A 25524-nucleotide genomic window follows, 5' to 3' on the forward strand; every position below is an offset into this window, starting at 1 on the left:
TGTACAAGGGTAAAACGCTGTAATTGCCCTTTTGGGGTGCAAGAGAAAAAGCCCTCCCGAAGGAGGGCATTTTATGCGGCCAAGGACAAGCCTTGTTGTCCTCTTTGCAACTCTGTGCCGTTACGACGATGTTTGCGTTGAACCGCCTTGATCATCGTTCTGACATGTCGTTCCAAAGAGGCTGGGTGACGTTTTGACAGTAGGTTGATCCAATCCAGATAAATAGTCAGCGCTGAACCTTCGGTTAAAGCTGCCTGTATCGACTCATACTGCCCCAATGCCCCCTGCAACACATCAGACACCCAAGGTGCATCAGTATTGTTTAGGAGCTCACAGAGCGCCGTATAAGCCTTTCTTCTGGTCGCTATCATGTAGCGGCGGATGTTAGCGTTTCCGCTTCCTTCTCGCCCTTCCATGACGCTCATACAGAATGCACTGGAGTAACATAGCATTGCATCGGTCACGTAGTTAAACCATCGTGCTTGATGCCGCTTCTGTTCTTCCATTACTTCCTGGTTGAGCTGCTTCTCGATGAACAAACCTGTCGGAGTCCGGTGGTGCAGGTGGTACTTGAACGTTAAGTGCAAGTTTACCCACCAGCGTACAGTTGCCAGTCTTCCTTTGATTTTTCGCATAACCAAATCTTTGTACTTGGCATCGCTAAGCACTTTGACATCCTTACGTTGTTGGATTCCTTCCATCGTCTGGAGCCCAGTAAGGCCCATCTGGTGGTAGGTTTGGCCTCTTTGCATCATGCGGTGATACAAAGCGCCTTTTCCTTTCGCAAGCTGGATTGCTCCAAACCTAAGGTAAAACTGAGCAGCGCTGCCAGGCGTATAATGTCCCTTTAGCACAGACTCTCTTAGTCGCGGGTATTCGTTCCAGATGATGAACGCAGCGGAGTCGGGATCGACTTTCACCTCATCATCTTCTGCGAAACAAACCACCCTTCTCTTTCCGTCTGAGGTATTGATTACTTTCGTTGCCAACGGGTCATCCCCGCCGTCAAAGTAAACCATTTCCGCTAACGGATCGGCCAAGCCATCAGAAAGCGAACCATCGCCCCATCGTCCAACCTTCAACCACAATGGCTTCGGAATTGGTGACTGAGGAACGGTTTCACACTGCGGCTCATCTTCCAGCAAGTCCAGATCACCCATCGACCAAACCCTGTGGTAAATCTCCAGAGCATGGAAAGGCTTATCATTGAAATGATGGAAGGCCCACATGAAGTCGATATGGACTAAAGCCTCTTCCGATATGATCCGGAATTGTGGCTCTGCCATTCGACGGTTCCAGTCGTTATCCTCTGCTTGTCCAGTAGCCAGCTTGTAAGCCAGCTCATCAGCTCTCTTTTGCTCCATGTAGTCCATACTGCAACAGACATGAAGCAATCGCTCAAGGAAAACAGGACTGTAAACGTCAGGCTGTATTTTGATGTATCCACCCTCGTAAATCGTTCGACCTACGGGATGGCGGTCTTCCCATGCGTACCGGCGCTTAGCCAAGTAGCGCTGGATGCGGTTCAGCCCTGACATGTAGCCATGCCTTTCAGGGTCCGTGGTAAGCAATGTCTCCATTGACTTATCCAACCCAACAGCCTGGCAAGCCCAGCAACCGAAGCGAGCGCCACAGGCGTCACTGGCCTTTTTCTCTGTTGCCGACCACACGCACTCTCCTGTTGCCGCCTTGTAGAGCTCTGCCGTAGTGACATTGCTCTCCAAGTAACTTGGCAGAGGATATTTTGAGTCCATGCCAGCGGATAACAAGAACTCCCATACATCACTCGCCAACCAGTTTTTCACTACATACAGCTCACCCCCATCCTTCGTCTTAATGACGCGATCTGAGCTTCCTCGCTGTTTTGCAATGTTGGCTGCACGAATAGTGCTTTCAGCATCACGACTGCCCAGCAAAAGGCAGACTTTCTGCCGAACCTCTTTGGGAAGCTCTCGCATATAAGCTGCCTTCGCTCTTTTGGCCGAGGTGATTTTTAAATCCTGGCTACACTGGCGGGCCGTGGAGTTGGAAAACGTAGGCAACCCCCTCCCAGTAAGGATTCGGCCCGTCCAACTCTGCGAGATCCCAGGCTTTGCTAGAACGATGGTCAGAGGAAGGTTTTCCTTCGCAATGAAACGCTCCAGCTCGGCCAGTTTCTGATCCGCCAGCCACCTTACCTCAGGGCTTTCGATCAGTGTGTCAGTGTGCAAGATGAAGTGGTGTTGGCTGATGGTCGCCCCACTCCTGACAGCCCGGATCAGGGCCATCAGGAACAGATGCAAGACCGTTTCAGAATCTTTACCACTGGAATAGCCGATCATCATGGTCCATCCATCAATTAAGGCCGTGTGAATGGCCTCAACCGATGACGTGATCAACGATGACAGACTGGTTCCTCTACTGGCATCAACGAAGTTCAAATCCTCGTTATCAGTCAGTTCTGACCAAACAGAATCCCACTTATCCCCACGCAAAAGCACAGGGAGGGGGTGTTCTGATAGATCAAAGTTTAATGTTTGTTGCATAGGGCCTCCTGGATTAGCAGGGTGCCCATCCCTTCCGGGATAAAGCACCCCGGTAGGGTTAAAATTGAAACTGCCTATCAGAGCCTCACTAGCTGGTACTCGACATTTGATTGTCGTCGTATTGCCGCTTGGCCTGTTTAACCAGATCAATGTCACCGTCTTGCAGCTTTTGAATATCAAGCTGTAGACGAGCCTTGTGTTTCAACAACTCAGCAATCGCATTATCAATGTGATCAATGAGCGATTGGTTTTTTTGGATGGTGTAACTGTTGAGCTCATCGATCAGGGGCCATGCAACACTCGAATGAGTGTTGAGCAATGGGTACTCTGCTTCGATCTCACAAACCACACCGTTTGCCCCTTCTCGGTAATGAGGGAACCCGACACGCAGACCGATACGACGATCCAGCGCTGCATTCACAGTACATTCCAAAGAAGTTCGGTTTGAAAAAACATCGTTGACGTTTTTAGACATGCTATATCTCCATCCAGTTTGTGACGGAGATCCCCTGACAGGAGGATCTCCCGTCAGGGTTAATAATCTAGTTAATTGACATACCGACTTGTAGCTCACCTTTATAATCTTTGGGAAGCTCTACAAGCTCCAATGTCATACAAGGTAGTGATACAGGAGTGGTGATCATAAAAACATCGTTACGAACGATATAATTGTAAACACCCCATTCAGCATACTCAGGCTCCCCTTCTTTTGATAAAGCCCATTCGTTACCGAGATGGTCTTCACATAAGTAAACATCGAATTCTGAGTCATGTTTATCAACTTTTCTCACAACCGTAAGTTTGTGTACGGTTGCTATTTGATCGAAATTTGACATATCTATATCTCCATAAGTTTTTTGGAGATAGTCTCCTACCGGAGAGCTATCCCCGGCAGGGTTGATAATTTACTGTTTGTTTTTGGCAGCCAGCTACCGCACTTGAGCGCCTAAGGCACTTTCCGAAACATCCAGGTAGAGCGAGATGCTTGGGAAAGCGAGGGGGTTCCCCCCCTGCGCTTATTACCCATTTTCAGGGAAAGGTACGCCGATTTCTCGGCGCACTCAGGTTGAACCTACACAGTCAAGAACCAACGCTTCATAGGAACGGTGATCTCTATCAACCCATTTCCACATGGATTCTGGCCCCAAAATCTGTAGGTCGTCTCATAAAAGTCAAACTCAGACAACGACTGAATCTGCGATTCTGAGATCGGCTCAAATGGGCCACCGCAACCAATGTGCATATCGAGCCCATAATCTCGAAGCTCTAATTCTCCGAGGTTCAGCGTTTTTCCACCTACACAAGCAATCAGGTTCTCGTTTCTGACGTCTCCTTCTTTGAACAGCAAAGCAGACTCGTCGTAGCTCCCATATTGGTAGGTAAACTTCACAATATGCCCGTGCTTCGGTGAGGTTTGTTCCGACAACTCTTTCAGCAATCGCTTTACGCTTTGAAATCTTGCGTACAGAGCTGGCGTAAATTGCCCTGAGTAGTTCAAGTTCGGGCAGATCATTTCAAGCATCTCATCAGGTACTGATTCAAGCCCCATTTGCGCGGCCAATGGCTTCGCCTTTTTCAGACCTTCCTCAAGCACCCTCTGATTTACAAGTTGTTCCAATGTATTCATTTGACTCTCCACTTTCGAGAGAGCAATGCAAGCCGTCTCCGGACTTACATTGCCCGTTAACGGCTTATTGGTTTATCCCAAGAGGTACGGAGCTACGCCGGTCAGGAAGCCCATGACTCCCAACACAGCACCAACCACGCCCAGTTTGATTGACAGTTGGACACTTTGATCCGGATGATTCCAGAACCACTGCCAGACTTCCCAGCGCCTGGCTCTGCGAACCTCAAGATTTACAGTGTCTTTAAAACGAACACCCAGAGCATCTACCGCATCGTAATCCAGCGCGACCGCCAGCTTGGTGATGGATAAATTCCCAGGGTTGCCCATCGCATACCGGAGTACCTTTGCTTTGGTCTCTGGGTTTACGATCATAACCGGCTCCCTCCTGAAAAAACGGGTTTTGTCTTTTCGCTTGGAATCCATATTGCGGTTATGGAACCTGGCAATGCAGTATTGAAGGCCTGAATCCTCGGGAGGTAAAGGCACAACAGTTTCGATTTTCATAATTACTCTCCTTACGGATAGGCCGGAGCAAAGACCTTTCGGCATTGCTCCGGTGAGTTACTAATGAACCAAAGATGAAGTGACCACAATTGCGTCTCCGGTCATCATTACCGGGAGATATTCGCAAGGTTCATGGCCGCAGCTTTTTTTGGTTCCATTAGGTGAATAGACAGCCAATTGACCGTCCATAATGTTGAAGGGCATCCCCTGTCTTTCTGCTGTCGGTGACAGCTTGAGAGTGCCCTTTGCATCAACCAGAGCCGTTGCCCAATGGAAGTCTTCACCACCGATAACCGGCTGTGACTCATCCACGACTTCGACCATGATCGGCATCATTCCAACCCAGTTCCAAAGACTCTTCCCTAATGCGAGGGCTAAAGCCTCGAACGCGGGAAAGACTACAGATTGCCCGAGAATCTGGTGGGCAACTGTGTCCGATAGACCTTGGATGAGCTCCTCTGGTATCCCCTTCACTCGACAATGTTCTATCGGTGTAAAGATGCGAGACAACTCAGGCTGTTCCGGATGAACAATGAAAGGCTCGGTACTTCTGCATTTTGCATAGTCCTTACCTATGGTGCCGCAATACTCATCATATCCAGTCAGGAGCTGACGAGAGAACCCCTTGCCAGCGGCTTTGTCTCTCAATTCCTTATCAGCCAGATAGTCAAATGACTTCCAACGTTCAGAATCGAGAGGCACCGGCTCAAGGATTTCGTGGATGCGGCTTTCCTTGGTACGAACAGGCTGAACCTTCGCAAGCTCAAAACCGTCGATCCCGTGGGAAAGCGCAACGACACAAAGACGCTTGCGGCGTTCAATAACCCCAAACTCATTGCCGTCGAGAATGCGCTCTTGTAGGGAGTAGCCCAACGAAGAGAGTACAGAACGGATAACTTCCATCGAAGCTGTGTTCTGGTACTCGGGCACGTTCTCAATCAACACAACGGCTGGGTTTAGCGCTTCTACGAATTGCAGGAAATTAAAGAACATAGCACCTGCCGCCTCATGCGATTCGGCAAACTCCAGTTTGTTCTTACTACGACCTGACTTCGATGCGCCGGTACAAGGTATTCCCCCCATCAAGACATCCACCTGCGGTGGGCGCTTGCTGAGATTCACTGCCTGGATTGGTGATTCGATAACTATTGAATCTTCATTCCAGAGCTCGGGGTTATTTGCCAAAGACGAATCGAGATATTTCCCTTCCATCTCCACGGCCACAGATATGGCACTGGCAATTCCCGCCTTGTGAAAACCGGCGTGAACCGCTTTGTCGAGCACACCACCCCCATGAAAGAGGCTGCATACTGACAGCGATTCTCCATTCTCCAGCTTACTGATAAGCCTGTTGACACGCTCGATCACTCGCTCTTGCTGATGGTGAGCGGAGATCACGATAGCGCCGTTACGAATGAACACGCGGAGCATCTCTACGCCGTCAAAAACGGTAGCGAGTTCCTGCGCGGTCAGATCGATGATTGGATACACTCGGCCATTGCGCTCACGCTTGCTGATGGTGAATTTACCTTCCTCTTTGACTCGGAGCACAACCTGGGAGTCTTTCAATTCCAGATCGTACTTCATGCCAGGATAGTAACCTTCACGCAGTAGCTTTTGACCTTCCAGCCAAACGCGCTTCTTGCCTCGATGTTCTCCTAACTTAGTGTTTACGATAGTAGCCATGAGCTCTCTCCTTTCGGTTGAGAGGCCACTACCGTCCCAATCGGGAAGTAATGGCCCCGATGGGTTTAAAGTGGTTCTCAGTTCACAGCAACGCCGTGAGACTGAATGGCATTAGCAAAGCCAGCCATATGTTCAGGAAAGGTGTAGCGGTTAATGTCCTGGCTGCGAGCCAGATTGACATGTACCTTTTTCACCTTCGTATCGTCAGAGTCGTACTTCTCAAGCGCCAGCTTTTCAGCTTCTTCCGGATCTCGGCCCAGCGAGTAGGCGTAAATCACAGAGGTGAAGCCAAGTCCTGAGCCGAATGCGTAGACTTGTTTCTCGAAATGGACGTCAGCGAAATAGATGCTGAATCCAGATTTGAGGTTATGTTTTTCCATGATGCTCTCCAATTAGTTTGGGGGCGCACCACGTCCCGAGCCGGGCGGATGCACCCGGCTTAGGGTTGATTGATTGATCAAGCTGTCACGCCAGCCTGAGTTTTTATTGCTTCAAGAGCGATCTCTGCCTCCTTGATAGAACCAGTGCTGTACAGCTTATGCAGCACCCGTCCAAGGTTCACAGAGGTCTTTTCTTTCACTTGGAGATACTTGACATAAAAGTCATACAGTTTCTCAGCCTGCTCTAGGTGGGACATGCTCTCAACGGGAATGGTATTCCCTGGATTGCAGTACCACTTCCCGAGCACCTTTTGTACAAATCCCTCTTTGTCTCCTACGAACTGATTTGAGCCAAACACCCCACTGGTTGGTGAGAGTTGAATAACAGAAATCGGATTCGCAAAGCTGGCAAGAGTAGTCATAGTTGTGGCTCCATGTTTGACAGGGAACCACCAGCCCCAGGGGCAGTGATCCCCCAAGGGTTAAGTTGAATGCTGTTTGTTTGAGGAGGCCAGCTACCTCACTATTCACTCTCGTAAGAGAGCAAAATCTTGCTTTCCGAGTGGCACAAAACTTTCACATGTGAAAGTCGATGCCACTGGGAAAGCAGGGGGTTAACCCCCCGCTTTAACCCGCGCTAAGCGGTTTAGGATAGACTTCACGCCTTCCCTTATTCCAGATGGATCGTAACCTGCTTCACCGCAGCAGGCCACAAATGAGAAAGGATGCACCTCGTCGGACATCATCCACTCCATAGTTTCCTGCTTGATTTCAGTTCCTGCTCGACCATCTGCCAGGACCCTAAGGCTGTGCCATAGAAGCCCATATCTTAACTGCTTCACCTCATCATCAGACCATTCAAGCCTTGGCTCAAATGGAATAACTTCTGCGGTTTTCGGCTCTTCGTCCAAGAAGAAAAGAGGCAGCTCAAGCTGGCTTTCCTTCTGGATCATCTTTACTGCGTTCATGGTGGCTCCTTTTATGGGCACCATGCCCCCACGGGGGCATGAAGCCCCCAGTGGGGTTACAGTCATAGTTACTTCGCGCCTGCCAGTTGAGAGTTGATACTCTCTTCCAGCCAGATTTGAAGTGATTCAAGGTCACACTTGTCTTTCAGATTGCTTGCTTTACGTGCATCTTCCGACACAGCGCTCAACATGGCGTTAGCCTCAGCAAGTGATTCAACATTGTTCCCTGGGAACACAATCGTTTGACTGTGATCTGTCATGGTCTTCTCCTTTGAGAATGTGGGACCGTCTCCCATCAGGAAGAGCAGCCCCGAGGGTTAAAAGTAAAAATCCTCCGGCTCTTCATGATCCGGCTTTTGCTTGACTGACTGAGGCAATTCAGCTTCGTCAGCAAACTCAAACTCAGGATGAAAAGCGGGATGGAATCCTCGATGCCAAACTGGATGGTCGTTATCGAGATCTAAGTAGCAGTGCCTTCCACTAGCAGGGTGGTAACAGTAAAGCCATTGCCTACCACTGACGGTAAACGGCTTCTCTGTACCACCACAGGCTGGTAAAAGGTTATCTGCTGCTATATGCGCTACAGCGGTCATAGGCTCAATCCTCGTCATCACGAACACAAAGATCACGAGCAACTATCTCCGCTGCTATCAACGCATAATCGTTACCTTGCCAGAACCATCGTTCCGCCAGCTCATAGGCTTCACTGGAAGGCTCGCCATAACCATGAGCAACCACGTAATCGTGGAATAATTCATGATCAAATGACTTGCCATCAGCTTCCATGAACCAGCCGACGGGGCACTCCAGAATGCGATGTCTGACAACATCTCGTTCCGAATACCCTTCTCTGACAGCTTGCTCCAGCATTTCCCTCGACATACCTGGTGGAGTGATTATCTCCAGGCTGATCCCCTCGCTCCCAGCAAGGTTGTCGTCGTATGGAAGACCGGCAAGTGTAAGGTGGTTGCGTTTGCACCAACCTATAGTCCGGAGAATCCGACCTTTATCAGATTCTCTGGCCGTGTATCGGTTAAGCTGCATAGCCACCTCCAGCCCTCTCGCTTTCTTCGATGTCATTGCCAAGTTCGACCATTCCAATCAGGTCTAGCTGGGTCATGTCCGAATCCAGAGAACAATCAATCGCTGACTGTATGATGCCTTTGTGGGCCAATGCCAAAACCGACTTAATTGTCGAAAGCAGAGACTCGGCTTCGCTTTCGATTTGTTCCAGAATGTCTTTCCACTCCCAGTGCTCAAACGGTTGCCAAACGATCAGATCATCAGGCTCATCTCCCCGCTCTACGCACTCAGACAAATACTCATAAGCCTTGTACCAATTCTCTTGTTGACCCAGTTCACTGAGCACTTGAGCAGTAGCATGACCGTATGCGATTTGTTCAACTTTGGTTTTGATAGACATAGTGTTTCTCCTCGTGATGGATAGAGGAGCCCCACCCGCAGGAAAGGCCCCTCCGGATGGGTTAAATTTCCAAGGTCACATCAGTTTTTGCTTTAGCGCAGCAAACCAACACTTCCCCTTCTTTGACAAATGCGACGGGGATCTCGTCATAGGCCACTTGACCTTTGAGAAGACGAACCCGGCACATGCCACAAAAGCCACTGCGACAATGCGTTTCAACAGTGAGGCCTTTATTTTCGATTTGTTCCAGCAGAACATTGTTGCTGGCTTGCAGTTGTACGTTCATGGTCACGCTCCTTAGTTATTGATGAGCGCGACCACCCCTTCCGGGATGTCACGCCCCGGTTGGGCTACTCAGCAAGTGCATAGACACCTACCTCGATGCGAATAAAGAACCTGGCATCTTGGAGAACCTGCCTGACCTTTGCTTGCCAGTGGTTATTCTCTCGATGCTTTGCATAAGGTTCGATCTCTTGATAAATCTGCTCCAGCTTCAACGTCTTCCCTTGCAGGACACGCCGTATTGCAGCTTTCCATGTTGTCGAAACCATATTGGTTGCTCGACGGTGAACCGCAGCAAGAAGACTAAGCGATGAGGCAACGTCGTTACGACGAAACACCAACAGTTTCTCATGGGCGATACGCACCAGCTTCCCAGAATACTGAGTTCGATCACTCACACAGTTGTGCTGCGTTTTTATGATCTCATCCACCAGCTTCCCAGGCGCTATACGTTCTACAAGGCTAGAGAGGTTGTAATAGTCCCCATCTCGCCTCAGGTTTCCCATAAGTATTCCGTAGTGTCCCCCTCGCTCGCAGGCGTCATGAATGTTCATAACAGCCAGCTCCAGAGCTTCAACGAACTCCGGCAAGTTCATGCGACTCATGTCCCATTTGTTGGGCTCGCCCCACTGCATACCGGAATACTGAATCATGTCCCAGTAGGGAGGATGCCACCAGATAAGGTGGGCAGGCTCTCCCAGGAACGAAAGGAAGTCATCCCGCAGCAGATTGAATCCCTGATGCAAGTCTGTTCCTTTGAAACGGATACCAAGTTCATTGGCAACGTCGATACTGGAACCTCCCCCTACACTGGGATCGGCCACCAGACCATTAGGCTTTCTCATGTAGGATTCAATAAAGTCCTTCACAATAAAGCCTGAGCAGTTACCTCTGTACTTGTTGTTTCCGTAAGGCCCCCTATTTTCGTAGGAGCATACTGATGATTTGAACATGGCGTCCTCCATCATAGATGGGGCGCACCATGCTCCCATCAGGGGCAGGTTCGCCCCTGGTTAGGGATTAAGATCAAGCGTTATCTGCATACCACCAGCTAAGGCGATTGCAATCACGAAAGAAAGCAACTTTATCGGGAGCCTTCATCATGACAACATCACCTTCGCAGTAGGTGCATAGCTCAAGCGTTGCTTCATTTTTCCAAAAGGCACTGCACCCCGAATCTTGGTACATAACCTCCCATTTGGGATGGCGCAAGTACCGACGGAAGAAATCGAGAGTGTCACCGCAGGGAAAGCTAAAGCGTTCCATCACTGAACCATTTTCAGTCAGTTCAGGTTTAACTTTGCCGGTCTTTAAACGCTTCTTGATGATGCGCTGAATCCAACGAAGTCGTGCAAACAGCCGCTTGGTGTCTTTCTCGTACCACTGGGGATTACGCTTGCTCCAATAGAGCTTGGCGAATATCTCTCCTGACAGGTCCTTCATCTGGTTTTCGTTGAGTCCATCAAGAAAACGTCGAGAAGGTTTGTCGTGGTTAAGAACTGATTCCAAAGCTGATAATTTTTTCATAAGGGCTCCTTATTGCGATTGCAGAGCCCCTGCCCCTCAGGGCTATTGAGGCCCCATAGGGTTATTAATTGAACGGCGGATTAATGTGGGTTCGTAAATCGAATGGCTTTACCAATAAAATCAGCCATCAGCCGATTCCCAGTAGAGCTGAAATAGCTCTGCCACTCTTTCCAACCACCTACAGACTCGACCGAACTTGGAGACTCGAAGATACCCCAGATACGCATTTCACAACCACGTTTCAAAACTCGGTTTACTTGGTCAACCAAATATTCCTTGTTCTGCAATGACGATAGATTGCAAGGCATCTGCATGATTAGCTTTTCAGCTTGCTCAAAGTCGATTTTTTCAATCAACCCCGTGCGGGTATCTACAGAGAACGGAACCACCTGCTGACCGTGGTTAGACCACAGCCAATGGGTGATATAGATCGGATTGACACCAACTTCCGTTGGCACCAAAACGCTGCCGCAATCTCGCAACAGCCATACCAAACGCAAACCATCAAATCTTTCCAGAGACTCCACATCGGTAGTGATGTCATCTTTGTAGATTTCAGGCAGCTTATGTTCGGCGGCAAGAGAGACCATTACGGATTTCAGATTAGTTAAATGAGACATGTGCGCTCCTTAAAGTAATTTTGGGGCACACAGAGCCTGACAGGCGCAGTGCGCCCTTAGGCTGAGGTTTAATGCTGTTTGTTTTAGGCGACCAGCTATCGCACGTTTTCGCTCTCCGAAGAGAACAAAACTCACTTTCTCAGCAACCCTCAGCGAAGGCATCTGAGAAAGTGGGAGGGTATTCCCTCCTCACTTTGATTGTTCCACGAGAGCAGTGTGAACAGGAACGCTCAAACTGCCCTTTTAGGGTGCAAAGATCAAAGACGTATCAACTAACACGCCTTTTCAGTTCTTCGACCAGATGTTCAGGCACCTTGCTCGCAGTACAGACAAGTAAGGTATCGAGGCCAACTGGCTTACGAAAGCTCTTATTTGACCAGGAATCACCAACTGATGACTTTGCCCAATCAATTGCTTGCCCAAGATTGTGGAACTGCCGCCTGCCTGTGTATCCCATACGACTATCCAAGGTAACACCTTGGAAAAGTCTCCAGTACATTGGAGGAATGCGCTTGGCAAGCAGTATGAAAGGCGTATCAGGCACTATGGCCCTTTTACCTTTGTTCCGATGATACAAATCCAAGGAAGGATGGAATTGATTCATAGACTCTCCAAATAAAAACGGCCACCCCCGAAGGGATAGCCGTTTATCGTTTCACTTCCTGTTAGGCCGCAAAAGCAGTCAATGACCGCTCCATCAACTTAAACAGTGTGCGTTGTAAAGCTGCCGCGTCATCAATGACAATGTTCTTTTGGAACAGTCCTGATACTGCGGTAGTCTCTACCCCTATACCGATCACCTCAACATCACTTCGTTCACAGAGGTCAATCACAGAGCGACATGCCGGAGCGCTTTGAGGCTGCCCGTCAGTCACCACGATCAACATTTTCCGCTCTTCACGGGTCTTGGTGAGTTCAAAGGCTGCATACCACATGGCTTCCGCCATAGGAGTGCCGCCTGTTGCTTTGAACCCAAATCGACCAGCCCGATTTTGAACAGTGTCTCCATGCTTAACGACGCTAAACACTGGTTGGTTCCGATTGCCACCAAAAAAGGTAACAGCCGGGTTTACGCCGGGGATCGCTGCTAGGGCCATCGAAATAGCCAAAGACGCTTCCCGCGCAATGTCTTGACGCTCCTTTCCATTGGCGGCCTTGTAGGCCATCGAGGAGCTCATATCAACCAGGATGTGAACCGCCGTGTTAGGGCGCTTCTTGGCTTCCGGCTTGAGGAATACGCGAGTATCACCCGTCACTACACGATGTAGTTTCCGAGCATCCACACGCTTCCCTGAACGTTGGTTACGGTGAGCAACTCGCTGGCTGGCCTGAACCAATCCGTAAAGCTGCGTTCTTATCTTTGAAGTGGTGCTCTTCACATCCCCCACAAGGCTTTTGCCAACAGCAGGATTGTTTTGGGTATCTACAGCGGAGCGAACAGTCATATAGCTGTTATCCCCCTTATCCTGAGCCACCCGGTTAAGCTCGGCTTTTAATGCGTCATGCGCGTCACCACGCAAGTCACCGGCACCGGCATTCAGAACCTGCTGTAGCATTTTGGCCGCGTCTTGTTTCGCCGCGTCAGAATTACCACCAGCCTGGCTTTGTCCTGCCTTACTGCCACCATCAGCATCTGACTTAGCTTGGTCGCTCTGTCCTTTCGGATCAGACTTCCCGCCAGCTTCATCTTGCTTCTGATTTTTGCCTTGCTGATCACTGCCTCCGGCACTAGGCCCTTGGTTCTGATCATTACCACTTCCACCCTGATTGTTCTGAGGTTGGTCTCCACCAGCGTTTTGTTGGTTGTTACCGTCCTGACCATTCTTGGGTTTCTGCTCTTCTTTTTCCTTTTCCTCTTCGATCATCTTGATGATTTGGTCGGCCAAGGATACTACCTCTGCGGTGGATTTCGTGTTCACAGCTTTACGCAGCAAAGCGTTCAACCGAACCACAACACCTTGAGGAAACACTCGCTCGAATACGGTAGTAGCCGAATCGAGATAGGGTTGCAGGACAGATTGCCCAACAGCCTTAGTTTGCAGCCAGTACAAACAGAACCCTGTCAGAATGGAGGCTGGAGCCTCTTTATCTGTGACGTGCTCGTAATGACCAGCTTGAGCCATATAACGAGCGACTTCATTCAGGGTTTGTGAAGTGCCTGGGAAGAGATCCATCATGGCGCGTTCAATACGGCAGTCCTCCAAAACGTTGGACAGCTCAGCATGAAGGCCTCTTCGGCGTTCGACACCAAAATCCGTAAAACGGACGTGGGCGGCTTCATGGGCCAAATACCCCCAGACAGCATCCATATTTGGATAGTCGTCGGGGATATTCGGAACCACAATGGTTTTACCGTCGGTGTAAGCGTCATCGTTACCGATTGCCACTTTAACACCGAGTTTTTCACCATAGGCTGCGGCCACGATAGGTAGAGCGCTGTAAATGGTGCGTTTTTTGGACATATCTTTTCTCCTGATTGAGAAGGAGATAGTCCACCCCTGGAGGGGATGGCTATCCCCTCCGGGTCGGTTTAGTTGAAGTGACTATTAAAAGAACAAGTCACCATCATCGTCAGTTTTAGGCGGTTCCTGGTTGAGAGGCTCCGTAGCAGGCTCCTCTTGGATGGGATCGGGTACTACCAGAGTTTCCTCAGGTAAAACAGGCTCATCCTCAACATCAAGGTATTCATCTTGAACAGCATCACCGGCATTGGGGTCATCTTCCGACTCGCCCTCACCTCGCTCTGCAAAATTCTTGAAGAAACTGTCAATGTCTTCATCCACGTCAACGGCGTCACCACCGTTGTTGGTCTGTTCAGATTGAACAGCGCCAGCACCACCTACCTGTTGCTGCACAGTGTTATCACCCTCTAATACGAGGGCAGACTCACCAGCTTTATCGCTTTCTAGTCCGGCTTTTTCATTTTTAGAACGGTCCCCCATATGGGCTTCCGAACCGCCAATGTTAAGAGCCATTCCTTCTACAGTGATCGAACCGTTGGCATACTCCTCGATGCGTTCCCTTTCGCTCATGATCAGCACTGCGGCCACGACCTGATAAAAGAAAGGTGCAACGATGTTACGACCATCAGCATGTTGCTCGTAGCCACGAAGGGTCTGATCGAGCAGCTTGACCAAAGGGTTAAAAGCGCTGTTCAAGAAGCTAAGCCCATCCACTTTGTCGCGGATATTACGGAGGGTTTGTCGTGTCGTAACCGCACATTGGTCTCGACCTGCCAGACGTTCCATATAGAACTTATTTGCTTCCTGAACTACTTCGGAGACAAGATCGTCACCAAGACGCTCAACCTTGCGGTTAAGGCGCTTAGCGTTAGCCTCATCCTCGTTCACCGGCTGAATCATGAACACCTGATATTCAAAACCAATTCGCTCTTCGACCGTTTCCTTTGGAAGGGCTCCAGCGCGTATGGCTCGTTCGTATTCAGGGTTTTCCTGACACCATTCATCCACAGCTTTGTTATAACCGTTGATGAAATCCTGTTTCAATTGGTTGAACTGGTAGTTGATGTCATTCAGCTTGTTACAGATTTCATCGGTCCTGCTGACAGGGACGGCAAATCCGTTCATAAACGGCATACCGAATTTCAGTAGGAGACGACGAGTTTCTGTTTTCAGGCGATGAAAGCCTTTCAGCTTCGCCGGATCACAGATTTTTTTACTTCCTAGTTGAGCGACTTTCTCAGGTGGTATTTCACCACCCTCACCCAGCTTGAGGTCAGATGCAGACAAACGGGTTTGTCCGCTCCAAATGTCAAAGTCAACGTGAATAACACAAAGGCTTTGTAGATGGTTCACTTTAGTCATGATGCACTCCAAAAGTTGGGGGCGCACCACGTCCCGAACCGGGCGGATGCGCCCGGTAGGGCCAGTAAATTAACGTTAATTTGCTGTTTGTTTTTGGCGACCAGCTATCGCACATTTTCGCTCTCCGGAGAGAACAAAATCTTCTTTCCGTTGAAGACTCTCAGAATCTCCAAGGGAAAGCGGGGGAAAATCCCCCACTTACCAGTAGCATGTAACTACTTCTTCCGGCAGATCATCAAGAGGAGCAAGTACGTCCTCATCAACAATGTACCGTGGTTTCACCGAACCTGTAACCGTTACACGGCACCGTTCGGATGACTTCTCTCTGTACTGGTCAATATCCTCAGGCTTAACACCTGATGCTTTGTCAGCAAGCAGTTTTTTGTAGTCTACCCGACCAGCCGCTTTGTATCTCGTCACCATCACGCCGCAGTAGTCGGCATGGAAGTATTCCCCCATGAGGGACTTCATGGTTTCGAGATGAGGTTTTTGCCTTTCTTGAAGCTCAGTCAGTCGCTGTTTAAGCTCCTGAATCTCAGCATCATAGAGGCGGTATTCCTCAGCAGCAGCAATCCAACAATTGACCTCACCACCTTGCGGTATGTATAAGTCTCTCTCTGGATCTTTATCAGGTTCCTTCTTGTCTACTACCTGTTGCCAGAACTTTTTAGCCTCAGCCAAGATTTCTTTGATCATGGCTTCATCTCGGAGTATTGGAAACTCCTTTATCTGTCCTTCAAAGTAGAAGACTAACCAACCTTGCTTAGCACCCGTAACCAGGAGCTGGTGTTGCACCTGCGGGTAATAAAGCTGGTATGCCTTGCTGTTTGCTTTCTCAGCACAAACATCTTCCCATACAGTAGCACTCGGGCTTTTCAGCTCGACGGGTTCCCCGTTATCTCTCAGGCCATCCAGGGAGGCCCTCATGAGCGGGTATTGAACCGATTGAACACAGGCAGGGAGGAGCATATCATCATACTTCTCCTCAAAAGCACGTCTTGCGGCATCTTCGTTTTCTATCCCCCGGCGAACCAGCGGATTAAGACTCAGATCGACTTCTCGCGCATACCCAGTCTTCTCGGCCCACAGTCTCCATCGTGTTTTGTACGGAGACCGGTTGAGCAGGATAGCGGCGTCAGTGGCTGTTACACCTTGACGCCGCCAATCAAGCCAATCTTCCTCGCGTTGCGATAGGTTGACTATTTTCATGGACCTCTCTCCAGTGGTTAGGAGGGAGATCTCCCCCAGCAGGGGAGTCCCCCCCGTTGGGGTTAGTAGTAATGCCCTTCTGCGCCCTCCTCTTCTGCTACGGGGATCATGTCCACGTCACTCAAAGGCGGCACTTCATCGGCACCAGGCTTTGCATTAGCTGGGCCACCAGCGATGATGGGCTCTTGCTCATGCGTTTCCTGGTAGTCAGGCTTCGGTGGCTCCATTTGATCCAATTCCTTCTCACGAAGAAATTGAGTCGCATATTGCAATTCCGAACCTTCATACCGTCCCTTCACATACTCATGCGCCGCAGACCATGCTTTTTCAGCAATAGCGCGATTTGCGAGTTTGGTCAGGATCGGATCAAGCTCTTTATGCTCGATAGCCAAAGGCTCTTGGCTATGAACTTGCGTCGGTGAAGGGAGGTTGGCAATAGCCGGGTTAATGGCTGATGCTTGTTCCATTTCACGAATACGTTCAGCTTCATCTTGGTCATAAATACCGGAGAAGCCAAAAGCGACACGAGAACACTGGATCAGTGACTTATGCCGGAGTTGACGCTTGGTGTGTGTTTGCCAAGGACCAGTGACAACATAAGGGCCGTGTTGCCCATTTTTCTGCACTGGCTCTCGGTAAACTTCGTCAATGAACTCCTTGATCCGGATAGGGCGAGATCTGTCCTTACGGTAAATCACGCATTCTATCCACTCAGGACACTCAACGTTCGCGCCTTGCATTCTGATCATCTTGTCCGCGTAAACGAACTCGACGCCATCATACTGGGGATGATCGTTGATGATACGGCTCCAACCATCAACGCCTACAACCGGAATAATCCCATTTTGCTTATCAGGAAACGCATAGATTTCCCGAGTGAAAGGGTTTAAGCCGTATTGTTCAGCCACGATCAAGAGCGTCATCATCTGCTCATCGGTCGGTGCGCTGCCATCTCGCTGTTTGAACGCTGTAGCCTTCAACGTGTCATAGAACTTCCGGGTGTCAACACCAAAACGTTCAGCGATACGGGTTACAAGAGATTTGCTATCAGACATGGTGTTTCTCCTATTCACTAATGAACGGTTTGAGGACACCATGACCCCATCGGGGCATCGGTGCCCCCGTAGGGTTTAGTAAGAACTGGCGGTGTTACCCGCCAGCCAAGTTATTTGGACAGGGCCAACTTTCCTAACAGGGAGTAGCCTCCGTTAGGGTTAAAAAAAGTGATCCTCTTGTTCGGAGTCGATCTCTGCCAGCCGAATCAGCTCAGATACAAGGCCAAGCCTTTCTGCATCCGCTCTTACTTCGTCGTAGCTGAAACCAAACCGTTCAATGAGGGGGTTTAGTGAATCAAAACGCTCGTAGTCGAAGGTGATACCCTGTTCATCACAGAAGGCCACCAGCGGCTTATCAACGTTTGAAAAGTCATCCGCGAAACGCTGTTGTAGGTAAACCAACATCAGCAGGGGTTTGTGACCATGTTCAGGGCGGAGTTCACCAGCGCCTTCCAGCGTTGCTGGATGGATAGTGTTCTCGCCAAGACCAGTGCTCACCCCAAGCTCATAACCGCTGTCTGTACGCATTAGCACACAGGGCAGCAAGTCGTTAGAGCCTTCATTCCGAGCAACCTCAAAGCCGATCAAACTGGCTCCTTTGGCAAATATCCCAGCTACAAAACCTTTGAAGAGGTTTATGTCGCCAGGAGGTAACTCAGAGGGCGGAGACAACAGCCAGTTTAGAGATCCTAATCTGGTTGTTTGTTCGGCTGAAACATTTCCCCTTTCCAGCACAGTCTGTGTCTCTGCGTTTACCAGCACCTCATCCAGAAAGGTGTACCCCTGGCTGAGAAACTGTGACACATACTGGCTTTCTTTGTCCTTATAGGACATTGGGATCGTGTCTGGGCCGTTGGCTTCAAAAGGTCCTTCGAGCTTTGTCTCAGACCAGTTTTCAGCTTTCCCATCAGTGACGGTTCGGTTTAGCTTAACCATCGTGAATTGGCCTGGCTCCGAGGAGCTGGGCTCCCGGAGAGCTTTGTAGCCAATAAATACCTCGAATGTTTCCAACGTTACCGCATCTTTGAATGTGTAACGACGGCACAAACAGTGATTTTTCTTCATGCGTCACCCCTTAGCGCCATTGGTCCCCAAACACATCCTTCGCAACACGCAGGATGGCTTCACGCTCCTCTTTGGCCGCACGGATAAGCAGAGCTTGATCTAGGGCGTATTCAAGAGCATTTGGGGCACCTCGGAACGCAAGAGACAGTTTCGCCCAACGCACCAACGTCCGGGTGGACATGGTGATGCTTAGCTGACCATCTTCACCGTTTTCACCAAGAAACAGTTTGCGGACCTGATTAGCAATCCGAACCATTCCCTTCCGTACATTTTCCGGAAGTTTCGGAGTAACACGGCCAAGAATGCTGAGTTCAGCTTCCTCATCCGCATACCCTACTTTGGTGAAACGATAGCGATCCATAGCTGCGAGGTTCTGCATCATCACCCCCTGGTACAAACCAGAAGCATCACCGGAACCCGTAGAGTTACCAGTAACGACCACACGAAACATTGGGTGTGGTTTGATGATTTCTCCACCATTCTGAGTGATCACAAGAGGACGCCCTTCAAGGACATCGTTGAGACCAGCCAGCTCGGCAGGGTCGGCCAAATCCACCTCGTTGATGAGGAGTAGATGACCTTCACGCATAGCAACTGCCAGAGGTCCATACATGAACTTCATGACAGGTGGTTGACCTGGTTTTTCCGCGACCAGAGCGTGATGTCCAATCAGATCTGTCAGTTCCATCCGCCCGTGGGCAGTGATTTGCTGAACAGGCCAGTTGAGACGACCAGCGATCTCGGTGATACCAGAGGTTTTACCAGACCCGGTAGGGCCGGTTACGAACAGTGCGTCACCGCCAGGTTCTTTGAGATAGGCCAAAACCTCTCGCAGAAACTCTTTGCGGAAAACGTAGTTGGTATCAGTGGCAGGGATAAAAGGGTGCGAGCCGTCAGCATAGCCGATGGCAGTTACCTTCTCCGGAATGCTAGGCATACCGAAAACCTTGCTTACTGAGAATTGAGTATATTGAGACATAGGTGCGCTCCTAAATTTGACAGGCGCACCACGTCCCGAACCGGGAGGATGCGCCCGGTTGGGCTAGTAAATTAACGTTAATTTGCTGTTTGTTTTTGGCGACCAGCTATCGCACGTTTTCGCTCTCCGAAGAGAACAAAATCTGCTTACTGATGGCTTTACCATAAGTAAGAAGACTTCTTTGAGAGAGAAGAGTAGCCTCTCCTGGAGGCTACTCCCTCAATGGACGAACATCACCACATCGTCGTCTTGACCAATGACCCCAGTTTCTTTGGCCCATTTCACTGCTTCGCTGTGCGCCAGGTAGGCGCTGGAATACAGTTTCGGATCAAATTTCACCTCGCGTCCATCAGCTAGATAGATGATGCCTGCTTGATCGTCGTAAACATGAAGATTCTGTTGCATTCGACATTCCCCCTGTAGCTTGTCGTCAAAGCAAACTGAAACCAGAAGACTTTGAGGACAAGCCACAGAGGCTTGACCAGAAAGAGAGGGGGTTCCCCCTCTCTTTTCGTTGACTATCAGCAGTAGCCAAACGATTCAGCTATTCTCACGAAAGGACGAGAGATTGCCCAACCAGTAGGGATACACATAGCGATGATAGCGATTTCCATGATGTTGCTCCTAAGCAAAAAAGGGGCAACATCCCCGTCGGGGTATGATTGCCCCGATGGGTTTGAAAGTGTCGAAGATTACTCAGCGACAGTAATTACCAAACAAGATCCTTACCCTTACGAAGGTAAGTAGGGATTTCGAGATAATCCCAATCAGGTTCTTGTTTAGCGGCTTCTTGAACTTGAGTTACCTCAGGTTCAACGGCTACCTTGGCTTGCTCAGCCTTAGCAGCACGTTCTTTTATGACGGCCTGTACAGACCGCATTGCAGGAACTGCGAATTTGTTCCAAAGGAACAAACCGATACGCTGGAACACTTTAGCGAGAGCGATGAAGGAAAATGCAAATACCTTCGCGCCAACGTACAGTGCGCCCAGAGATGCAAGCAGAACTACAATGAAAGTGATGATGTGCATGGTGTTGCTCCTATATAAAAAATCAGGGGCAACACCCGGAAACCGGGAGAAGCCCCCGGTTTGGGGTTAAGTAATGCCATACGGCATAAAGCTAGATGCTGTTTGTTTTTGGAGACCAGCTATCTCACCTATAGCCGCAGAGCGACTAAGATGGTTCAAATATAACTCACCTTTGCTCAAGAGAAAACGCTGTAACTGTCCATTTTGGGCACTTTGGGATGTCAGGTTACAGATTGACCGCATTTATCCTTTCCAGTGCGTTTATCTGTACCTCAAATCTAGGAGTATCTCTAATGGCAGAAGCACAAGCAGCAGTGGACACAAACAGCGACCGTAGCAACCACTACTCTCGCCCTATTTTCAAACAAGTATTGAAAGTGAATAGCCTCCAGGCTCAGCGAGTCATGGAGCGCAGCTTTGAGCGAGTTTCCAACTCTCTGTTCTCCATCGACGTTATCCTTCGTATCATCGGTGAGCAGGATGAAATCGACCAGGTTGAAACAGTCATCCTGGAACAAATCTCCAAGGTCTCCGAAGATCTGGACAAAGCCACCGCCCAACTTAACAAACTGATGGAAGATAACGGCATCGACATGATGCCGGGCTATACCAACCCGAACGAATACACCATCGAGATTAACTCTCCTCAAGTTGCCCAGTTCGCGCATCTGATCCGCAAGCTGGACAAACTGATGGGGATCGTTGATACACTCTGGTTAAACACCGTTCTGACCAGCAAGCAGCGTACTGACGCTACCTATCAGTGGCAACAGCGCCTCATCAAACTGGCAGGTCGCATCATCGGCATCGAGAAACGAGCTCGTATTTCAGCACACACCAAAGGTAAAGAAGGTGAAGTGGCACAAGCAGCTCCTGAATCTGAAACTGGCGACAAAGAAATCGCAGACGAAGCCGAAAAAACGAAAGCAGCATAACCCAGCCCAAACCTTTGCCCCTCACCTGAGGGGCTTTTTTTTGTCTTTTATGGTTGCATTTTATGATGCCGTGATATTATCGAAGTAAATCAGATTCAACTCAGGCAAAACGGAGAACAACATGAACAAAACATTAATCACAACCGTAGCTTTGGCTGTAGCAACTCTGTCTGGCTGTGCATCTACCAGCAGCAACTACGAACCCTCAGCTTATAAAGCCAACCACAGTCGCGCCTACAACATTGCAGAGGCTGGTGGTCTGGTCACTGGTATCCAGGACGCTTCTGTTCCTCGTGATAAGCTGGAGCGTCTTACTGACACAAAGACGTTTGGTGCAGCTTACGTGCTATCTGGTTACACCTCACCTCAGCTTGGAATGACAAACTGGCAAGGTGGCTTAGTGAACCTTGCGAATTGGGCTATTGGCCCTAAACAGCATGGCGCCCGTAACAGCTTGGTTGCATGGATGCCAGCAAAAGAAGCCAATTCACCGGTAGATGCTCAAGCCAAATTTCTTTCACATGTGAAAGTTTCCATCGAGTCAGCGCTGACCGACTTGGGTGCCGATTTCACGCTTCTGTATGACAAAGATGGCCGCCTCACCTATCAGTTCTACAAAAACGAATGGGGTTGCTCGACGTGGGTGAACGGACAAAGCAAAGTGGCTGACATGTGTTCAGTCAAGGTGAAGCTCGTTGAGCCTCGCCTCGGTGTAGCTCCTGATTTTGTCTCTAGTGTCCAAGGTGCGGCTTATGCGTTTACATCAGGTCATGAGACCGCTTACAACTTTGTGAATGTCGGTAATGGAACCACCAGCCACGCCCCTCAACAGGCGATCTATGCAGCCATCAGCAAGCAGCTACCGGCTTGGACCTACCTCTACCTTGCTCCGAAATCAGTGGAGCTGGAGAATGGCGAAAAAGTTGCATTCCCTTACCTCCTTGAACAGGGAAAAGCAGAGCTATTTGTTTACCCGGAAGCGTAATCAATCGACATAAAAAAGGGGCCTTTCGGCCCCTTTTTTATCCCCCTCCTCCGCCACTTGTCGGAGCTCCAGTTTGAGGGTCTATACTATTTGTCGCCTCTTTACGCTTCGCATCTATGTCGATCCCCTCTAAACGCTCTAACGCCCTTTCCTGAGCATTCTTTCGCGTACCGTCAACATTAAAGTCGTTTCCAGCGCCTGTCAGCGAATCGAGATTGATTGCGTTTGGATCTGGGAACTTACCGTTCTGCTGCAATATCCCAAGCCACTCATCCAAATTAATTTTACTCCAATCAATTTCGGCAATTTTATCTAGTGGAATACCTTCACACTGCGGGTTTTTCGGGTCTCCAAAGCTTTGGCCCAATTGCGGACGAACTTGTTCTTGTATAATACGAGAGAGTGGAGAATTGAAGCAGCAGTATGCTTCTCTCTTTTCAATACAAGCTCCTAACACCTTAGACTTACAGTAAGAACCCACATAAGAGCAGTTTTTTAGCGCTCTTTTGGCGTTCATTGTGAACTCTTCTTCCTCACAAGCATAAATCATTTGGATCATCACCATTGCAACAACATAGACGGTATATATCGTCATAGCGGTACTAAGCCATGTCGTTGCCGACTCCATCATCGCTTCGGCTGCCTGTTCGGATGCGGCAGCAGCAGCTTGCTCAGTTGCTGCATCCTGACCTGCTGATTTCATGACATCCATCATCACTTCTTTAACTTGCTCTTTGAGCTGGTCAATGAGCTGGTCAACAAACTGCTCTACAGGCTGAAAGAACGAATCAACCGCACCAGAGACGTTCTCTATGTAACTTGTGAACGGTTTTGTGACTTCTGTCCACCCTTGAAGTGCTGGCTCCCTAAGAACCTGATAAGCCCCTTTAAGCGCATTACCATCAGTCAAACCCATTACTGCCCCATCGAGTTTTGGAACAGCCATTATTAGGTTCAAGTAATCAGCAAGAGATATATTGGTTGGCTTTTCACAGCAATCTGAAACACCTCCAACAGCTATTTTGCACTCGCCAGCCTCTCCCGCAAATGCTGAACAAATAACGTTTTCTTCCCCGGTTGGATTGTCATCACCGTCTTGGCCTGTGCAGCTCATATCCTGAGTCATAAACTGGGCCGCATTAAGCAATGCAGTAGCACGAGCGAAATCTGTACTTTGTGTTTTTGTCAAATCAAGACAGTCGTCGCCCATACAACGTATAGGCCCACCACATTGATACTCTGTTTCCTTTTCTAAGGTTGGAACAGAAACATCCGTTCCGCAGTCATAGGTATCCTCGTGGACGTAGCAGGTTCCAGAGCTCCCCTTAGCTCCATCAACACATTTGGAACTGATAAAGCCGCACTGTGGGTTTTCTTCATACTTCTGACAACTATTAAGGTTCCCGCCCGTGTTTACCGGACAGTGTGTTTCACCTTGAGGGTCAGTCCAGCAGTCCATTTGACCCTTATAGAAGTCATAGTCGGCTTTAACTCGAACCTTTTTACATAGCTTTGGAATACCAGGCAAAGGTGACGGTTTGAGTTGGGATTCGCAAACTTTGATCCCGTTGATGACTGTGCAGCCTGTAGCATCAGTCGGGTCATCTATACAAGTGATCTCGCCTTCCGCAAAACCATCTACAACCCCTTTGGCTGAATCCATGCAGCTCTGTGGAGCCCACTCATCCTTGGTAATGGCTTTTGATGGGTCATAGCGTAGCTTTATGCGGCCAAAGCCCTCACCTTCGCCACTTACTGAAACGCGGATCTTAAACGTAACAACATCACCATCTTTCACATTCTTGAAATAGGGGGTGACATCGACATTAGGGTTACGCTCCCAACTTGTTGACAATTCGCATCGACCAGCAGTTTCTGGAGGGAAGTTGCCATCAGGGCCTGACCACACTTTAGTTTCCTGACCGGATTTACCAACCCAAACTTGCATGTAGTCATCCCACTTGGCGTACTCAAGCGTTGCAGACACTATGGCGTCTGGATTACTGACTTGTACCCGCGTGTATTCCTCATAGATCGTACAGTTACCACTCCAGTAGTTGTCACCCACTCGGCCAATCCACAACTCAGTACAGCCTTCTCCACAAGATTTGAGGTTATATGGGCCATCATAGTGCTTCACAACAGAGGCGTCGTAGTCATGGACAACCTCACAGTCCGCGCTTTGATCTACAACACGCTGGCATCGCTCATACTCTGGAATATGCGCGTTGATGGTATTCTGATTAATAGTTGTTTCGGCAGAACAATCACCAAAGCCATCTGCTATGAGGTCCATGTCCTCATAGGTCTTTTTGCTTAGGTTAAGTACCGGGTCATTACTAAAATCAGGACGTGAACGATTAGAGGCATCGAGAAGAACCTTATATGCAGCCCCTGAGATTGATGGGTTTGCACTATTGGCATCACTCCAAAGTGACCCCTTGGCATTATTCCCCACGCTGTCCATGTCATCGCCTGACTCGTAAATGCCTTGCAGGCCTCCAACGTCAGGTTTGTTGGCATCAGGGAAATAATAACTGTCCGGTTTATTGTTAGTACCGCTTGTTCCTGGGAACAGATCATTGACATTAATCTGGCTCCCCCCATTCATTTGGAACTGACCATCTTTCAACGTCGGCATAGAGATTGTGCCATTTTGCACAGTCCCCGAGCTCGACTTGAATGAGTTTGAGAGGTTTTGTCCGAAAGCCTGGGCCTCTTTACCTACCGCTGTTATGTCCTGGTCTTGGCTACCGTTAGCATAGGTATGTATCGGCAGCGCAGACATGGTTACTGTCAACAGCGAGGCCACAGCTCTCATAAAGTAATTATGACTTCGCATTGTGTTCTCCATTTTAACCTTCCCATGCTATCTGAGAAGAGAAGGGCCACCTGTACGT

Annotated in this window: 29 protein-coding genes; 2 read left to right on the forward strand and 27 right to left on the reverse strand. The window is 49.3% G+C overall.

Annotated features, from left to right (window positions below; all coding sequences use genetic code 11):
* Nucleotides 1-71: 71 nt before the first annotated feature.
* From VRUMOI_RS18385 to VRUMOI_RS18510, 26 genes are all read right to left on the reverse strand, one after another.
* Nucleotides 72-2525 carry an adenine nucleotide alpha hydrolase family protein gene (locus VRUMOI_RS18385; RefSeq protein ID WP_089140439.1) on the reverse strand — a complete coding sequence of 818 codons (2454 nt, stop codon included), beginning with the start codon at nt 2523-2525 and terminating at the stop codon, nt 72-74.
* Nucleotides 2526-2613: 88 nt separating this feature from the next.
* Entirely contained in the window at nt 2614-3000 is a 387-nt protein-coding gene (locus tag VRUMOI_RS18390; RefSeq protein ID WP_071681709.1) for a hypothetical protein, read from the reverse strand.
* Nucleotides 3001-3067: 67 nt separating this feature from the next.
* On the reverse strand, nt 3068-3361 hold the full coding sequence (locus tag VRUMOI_RS18395) for a hypothetical protein (protein WP_071681711.1): 294 nt from the start codon (nt 3359-3361) through the stop codon (nt 3068-3070).
* Between the two features lie 236 nt (nt 3362-3597).
* A complete protein-coding gene (locus VRUMOI_RS18400) occupies nt 3598-4152 on the reverse strand; it encodes a hypothetical protein (RefSeq protein WP_071681713.1) in 555 nt (184 codons plus the stop codon).
* A 72-nt stretch (nt 4153-4224) separates the two neighbouring features.
* On the reverse strand, nt 4225-4656 hold the full coding sequence (locus VRUMOI_RS18405; protein ID WP_174208833.1) for a hypothetical protein: 432 nt from the start codon (nt 4654-4656) through the stop codon (nt 4225-4227).
* Nucleotides 4657-4716: 60 nt separating this feature from the next.
* Complete coding sequence (locus tag VRUMOI_RS18410) at nt 4717-6342, reverse strand: DNA cytosine methyltransferase (protein ID WP_071681715.1); 1626 nt, start codon at nt 6340-6342, stop codon at nt 4717-4719.
* A 77-nt stretch (nt 6343-6419) separates the two neighbouring features.
* Nucleotides 6420-6722 (reverse strand): hypothetical protein, encoded by a 303-nt coding sequence (locus tag VRUMOI_RS18415; protein ID WP_071681717.1) that lies wholly within the window; start codon nt 6720-6722, stop codon nt 6420-6422.
* A gap of 77 nt (nt 6723-6799) precedes the next feature.
* The gene (locus VRUMOI_RS18420) at nt 6800-7144 is read right to left on the reverse strand and encodes a hypothetical protein (RefSeq protein WP_071681718.1); all 345 of its coding nucleotides are present in this window, start codon (nt 7142-7144) and stop codon (nt 6800-6802) included.
* Between the two features lie 192 nt (nt 7145-7336).
* Nucleotides 7337-7690 carry a topoisomerase II gene (locus VRUMOI_RS18425; RefSeq protein WP_231897577.1) on the reverse strand — a complete coding sequence of 118 codons (354 nt, stop codon included), beginning with the start codon at nt 7688-7690 and terminating at the stop codon, nt 7337-7339.
* A gap of 68 nt (nt 7691-7758) precedes the next feature.
* A complete protein-coding gene (locus tag VRUMOI_RS18430) occupies nt 7759-7950 on the reverse strand; it encodes a hypothetical protein (RefSeq protein WP_071681719.1) in 192 nt (63 codons plus the stop codon).
* Nucleotides 7951-8007: 57 nt separating this feature from the next.
* Nucleotides 8008-8283: a hypothetical protein gene (locus VRUMOI_RS18435; RefSeq protein WP_089140441.1), complete on the reverse strand. Its 276-nt coding sequence runs from the start codon at nt 8281-8283 to the stop codon at nt 8008-8010.
* A gap of 4 nt (nt 8284-8287) precedes the next feature.
* The gene (locus tag VRUMOI_RS18440; protein WP_089140442.1) at nt 8288-8734 is read right to left on the reverse strand and encodes a hypothetical protein; all 447 of its coding nucleotides are present in this window, start codon (nt 8732-8734) and stop codon (nt 8288-8290) included.
* Entirely contained in the window at nt 8724-9113 is a 390-nt protein-coding gene (locus tag VRUMOI_RS18445) for a hypothetical protein (protein ID WP_021293652.1), read from the reverse strand. Before VRUMOI_RS18445 ends, VRUMOI_RS18440 begins: the two co-directional genes overlap by 11 nt.
* A gap of 61 nt (nt 9114-9174) precedes the next feature.
* The gene (gene yfaE, locus VRUMOI_RS18450; protein WP_021293651.1) at nt 9175-9399 is read right to left on the reverse strand and encodes a class I ribonucleotide reductase maintenance protein YfaE; all 225 of its coding nucleotides are present in this window, start codon (nt 9397-9399) and stop codon (nt 9175-9177) included.
* A gap of 64 nt (nt 9400-9463) precedes the next feature.
* Complete coding sequence (locus tag VRUMOI_RS18455) at nt 9464-10348, reverse strand: DNA adenine modification methylase (protein ID WP_071681775.1); 885 nt, start codon at nt 10346-10348, stop codon at nt 9464-9466.
* 73 nt (nt 10349-10421) lie between these two features.
* Nucleotides 10422-10922, reverse strand: a complete 501-nt coding sequence (locus VRUMOI_RS18460; protein ID WP_071681728.1) for a hypothetical protein — start codon at nt 10920-10922, stop codon at nt 10422-10424.
* 80 nt (nt 10923-11002) lie between these two features.
* On the reverse strand, nt 11003-11542 hold the full coding sequence (locus VRUMOI_RS18465) for a hypothetical protein (protein WP_071681730.1): 540 nt from the start codon (nt 11540-11542) through the stop codon (nt 11003-11005).
* Between the two features lie 268 nt (nt 11543-11810).
* The gene (locus tag VRUMOI_RS18470; protein WP_038220028.1) at nt 11811-12146 is read right to left on the reverse strand and encodes a hypothetical protein; all 336 of its coding nucleotides are present in this window, start codon (nt 12144-12146) and stop codon (nt 11811-11813) included.
* Between the two features lie 61 nt (nt 12147-12207).
* Nucleotides 12208-14004, reverse strand: a complete 1797-nt coding sequence (locus VRUMOI_RS18475) for a VWA domain-containing protein (protein ID WP_089140443.1) — start codon at nt 14002-14004, stop codon at nt 12208-12210.
* An 84-nt stretch (nt 14005-14088) separates the two neighbouring features.
* Complete coding sequence (locus VRUMOI_RS18480; RefSeq protein WP_089140444.1) at nt 14089-15366, reverse strand: DUF3150 domain-containing protein; 1278 nt, start codon at nt 15364-15366, stop codon at nt 14089-14091.
* Between the two features lie 198 nt (nt 15367-15564).
* A complete protein-coding gene (locus VRUMOI_RS18485) occupies nt 15565-16575 on the reverse strand; it encodes a YqaJ viral recombinase family nuclease (RefSeq protein ID WP_089140445.1) in 1011 nt (336 codons plus the stop codon).
* A 62-nt stretch (nt 16576-16637) separates the two neighbouring features.
* Nucleotides 16638-17630 (reverse strand): phage recombination protein Bet, encoded by a 993-nt coding sequence (gene bet / locus VRUMOI_RS18490; protein WP_089140446.1) that lies wholly within the window; start codon nt 17628-17630, stop codon nt 16638-16640.
* Nucleotides 17631-17789: 159 nt separating this feature from the next.
* Entirely contained in the window at nt 17790-18695 is a 906-nt protein-coding gene (locus VRUMOI_RS18495) for a hypothetical protein (protein ID WP_089140447.1), read from the reverse strand.
* 10 nt (nt 18696-18705) lie between these two features.
* Nucleotides 18706-19674 carry an AAA family ATPase gene (locus VRUMOI_RS18500; protein WP_022635552.1) on the reverse strand — a complete coding sequence of 323 codons (969 nt, stop codon included), beginning with the start codon at nt 19672-19674 and terminating at the stop codon, nt 18706-18708.
* Nucleotides 19675-19893: 219 nt separating this feature from the next.
* Nucleotides 19894-20079 (reverse strand): hypothetical protein, encoded by a 186-nt coding sequence (locus VRUMOI_RS18505; RefSeq protein WP_154398366.1) that lies wholly within the window; start codon nt 20077-20079, stop codon nt 19894-19896.
* Nucleotides 20080-20383: 304 nt separating this feature from the next.
* Nucleotides 20384-20704, reverse strand: coding sequence for a hypothetical protein (locus tag VRUMOI_RS18510; protein ID WP_013141561.1), 321 nt, complete (start codon nt 20702-20704; stop codon nt 20384-20386).
* 293 nt (nt 20705-20997) lie between these two features.
* On the opposite strand from VRUMOI_RS18510, the gene VRUMOI_RS18515 reads away from it, so the two are divergent.
* Together VRUMOI_RS18515 and VRUMOI_RS18520 are read left to right on the forward strand one after the other, a co-directional pair.
* Nucleotides 20998-21639, forward strand: a complete 642-nt coding sequence (locus tag VRUMOI_RS18515) for a hypothetical protein (RefSeq protein WP_071681740.1) — start codon at nt 20998-21000, stop codon at nt 21637-21639.
* Between the two features lie 121 nt (nt 21640-21760).
* Nucleotides 21761-22624 carry a hypothetical protein gene (locus tag VRUMOI_RS18520; RefSeq protein WP_022635550.1) on the forward strand — a complete coding sequence of 288 codons (864 nt, stop codon included), beginning with the start codon at nt 21761-21763 and terminating at the stop codon, nt 22622-22624.
* A 37-nt stretch (nt 22625-22661) separates the two neighbouring features.
* Here VRUMOI_RS18520 and traN read toward each other — a convergent pair whose 3' ends face one another.
* Complete coding sequence (gene traN / locus VRUMOI_RS18525) at nt 22662-25478, reverse strand: conjugal transfer mating pair stabilization protein TraN (protein WP_022635549.1); 2817 nt, start codon at nt 25476-25478, stop codon at nt 22662-22664.
* Nucleotides 25479-25524: the final 46 nt, after the last annotated feature.

Source organism: Vibrio rumoiensis (assembly GCF_002218045.2).
GTDB classification, from domain to species: domain Bacteria; phylum Pseudomonadota; class Gammaproteobacteria; order Enterobacterales; family Vibrionaceae; genus Vibrio; species Vibrio rumoiensis.

Bases quoted from the DNA above. Each gene is read 5' to 3' on its own strand.
- VRUMOI_RS18385 (WP_089140439.1), bottom strand. From the start codon at position 2,525: ATGCAACAAACATTAAACTTTGATCTATCAGAACACCCCCTCCCTGTG.
- VRUMOI_RS18390 (WP_071681709.1), bottom strand. From the start codon at position 3,000: ATGTCTAAAAACGTCAACGATGTTTTTTCAAACCGAACTTCTTTGGAA.
- VRUMOI_RS18395 (WP_071681711.1), bottom strand. From the start codon at position 3,361: ATGTCAAATTTCGATCAAATAGCAACCGTACACAAACTTACGGTTGTG.
- VRUMOI_RS18400 (WP_071681713.1), bottom strand. From the start codon at position 4,152: ATGAATACATTGGAACAACTTGTAAATCAGAGGGTGCTTGAGGAAGGT.
- VRUMOI_RS18405 (WP_174208833.1), bottom strand. From the start codon at position 4,656: ATGAAAATCGAAACTGTTGTGCCTTTACCTCCCGAGGATTCAGGCCTT.
- VRUMOI_RS18410 (WP_071681715.1), bottom strand. From the start codon at position 6,342: ATGGCTACTATCGTAAACACTAAGTTAGGAGAACATCGAGGCAAGAAG.
- VRUMOI_RS18415 (WP_071681717.1), bottom strand. From the start codon at position 6,722: ATGGAAAAACATAACCTCAAATCTGGATTCAGCATCTATTTCGCTGAC.
- VRUMOI_RS18420 (WP_071681718.1), bottom strand. From the start codon at position 7,144: ATGACTACTCTTGCCAGCTTTGCGAATCCGATTTCTGTTATTCAACTC.
- VRUMOI_RS18425 (WP_231897577.1), bottom strand. From the start codon at position 7,690: ATGAACGCAGTAAAGATGATCCAGAAGGAAAGCCAGCTTGAGCTGCCT.
- VRUMOI_RS18430 (WP_071681719.1), bottom strand. From the start codon at position 7,950: ATGACAGATCACAGTCAAACGATTGTGTTCCCAGGGAACAATGTTGAA.
- VRUMOI_RS18435 (WP_089140441.1), bottom strand. From the start codon at position 8,283: ATGACCGCTGTAGCGCATATAGCAGCAGATAACCTTTTACCAGCCTGT.
- VRUMOI_RS18440 (WP_089140442.1), bottom strand. From the start codon at position 8,734: ATGCAGCTTAACCGATACACGGCCAGAGAATCTGATAAAGGTCGGATT.
- VRUMOI_RS18445 (WP_021293652.1), bottom strand. From the start codon at position 9,113: ATGTCTATCAAAACCAAAGTTGAACAAATCGCATACGGTCATGCTACT.
- yfaE (WP_021293651.1), bottom strand. From the start codon at position 9,399: ATGAACGTACAACTGCAAGCCAGCAACAATGTTCTGCTGGAACAAATC.
- VRUMOI_RS18455 (WP_071681775.1), bottom strand. From the start codon at position 10,348: ATGTTCAAATCATCAGTATGCTCCTACGAAAATAGGGGGCCTTACGGA.
- VRUMOI_RS18460 (WP_071681728.1), bottom strand. From the start codon at position 10,922: ATGAAAAAATTATCAGCTTTGGAATCAGTTCTTAACCACGACAAACCT.
- VRUMOI_RS18465 (WP_071681730.1), bottom strand. From the start codon at position 11,542: ATGTCTCATTTAACTAATCTGAAATCCGTAATGGTCTCTCTTGCCGCC.
- VRUMOI_RS18470 (WP_038220028.1), bottom strand. From the start codon at position 12,146: ATGAATCAATTCCATCCTTCCTTGGATTTGTATCATCGGAACAAAGGT.
- VRUMOI_RS18475 (WP_089140443.1), bottom strand. From the start codon at position 14,004: ATGTCCAAAAAACGCACCATTTACAGCGCTCTACCTATCGTGGCCGCA.
- VRUMOI_RS18480 (WP_089140444.1), bottom strand. From the start codon at position 15,366: ATGACTAAAGTGAACCATCTACAAAGCCTTTGTGTTATTCACGTTGAC.
- VRUMOI_RS18485 (WP_089140445.1), bottom strand. From the start codon at position 16,575: ATGAAAATAGTCAACCTATCGCAACGCGAGGAAGATTGGCTTGATTGG.
- bet (WP_089140446.1), bottom strand. From the start codon at position 17,630: ATGTCTGATAGCAAATCTCTTGTAACCCGTATCGCTGAACGTTTTGGT.
- VRUMOI_RS18495 (WP_089140447.1), bottom strand. From the start codon at position 18,695: ATGAAGAAAAATCACTGTTTGTGCCGTCGTTACACATTCAAAGATGCG.
- VRUMOI_RS18500 (WP_022635552.1), bottom strand. From the start codon at position 19,674: ATGTCTCAATATACTCAATTCTCAGTAAGCAAGGTTTTCGGTATGCCT.
- VRUMOI_RS18505 (WP_154398366.1), bottom strand. From the start codon at position 20,079: ATGCAACAGAATCTTCATGTTTACGACGATCAAGCAGGCATCATCTAT.
- VRUMOI_RS18510 (WP_013141561.1), bottom strand. From the start codon at position 20,704: ATGCACATCATCACTTTCATTGTAGTTCTGCTTGCATCTCTGGGCGCA.
- VRUMOI_RS18515 (WP_071681740.1), top strand. From the start codon at position 20,998: ATGGCAGAAGCACAAGCAGCAGTGGACACAAACAGCGACCGTAGCAAC.
- VRUMOI_RS18520 (WP_022635550.1), top strand. From the start codon at position 21,761: ATGAACAAAACATTAATCACAACCGTAGCTTTGGCTGTAGCAACTCTG.
- traN (WP_022635549.1), bottom strand. From the start codon at position 25,478: ATGGAGAACACAATGCGAAGTCATAATTACTTTATGAGAGCTGTGGCC.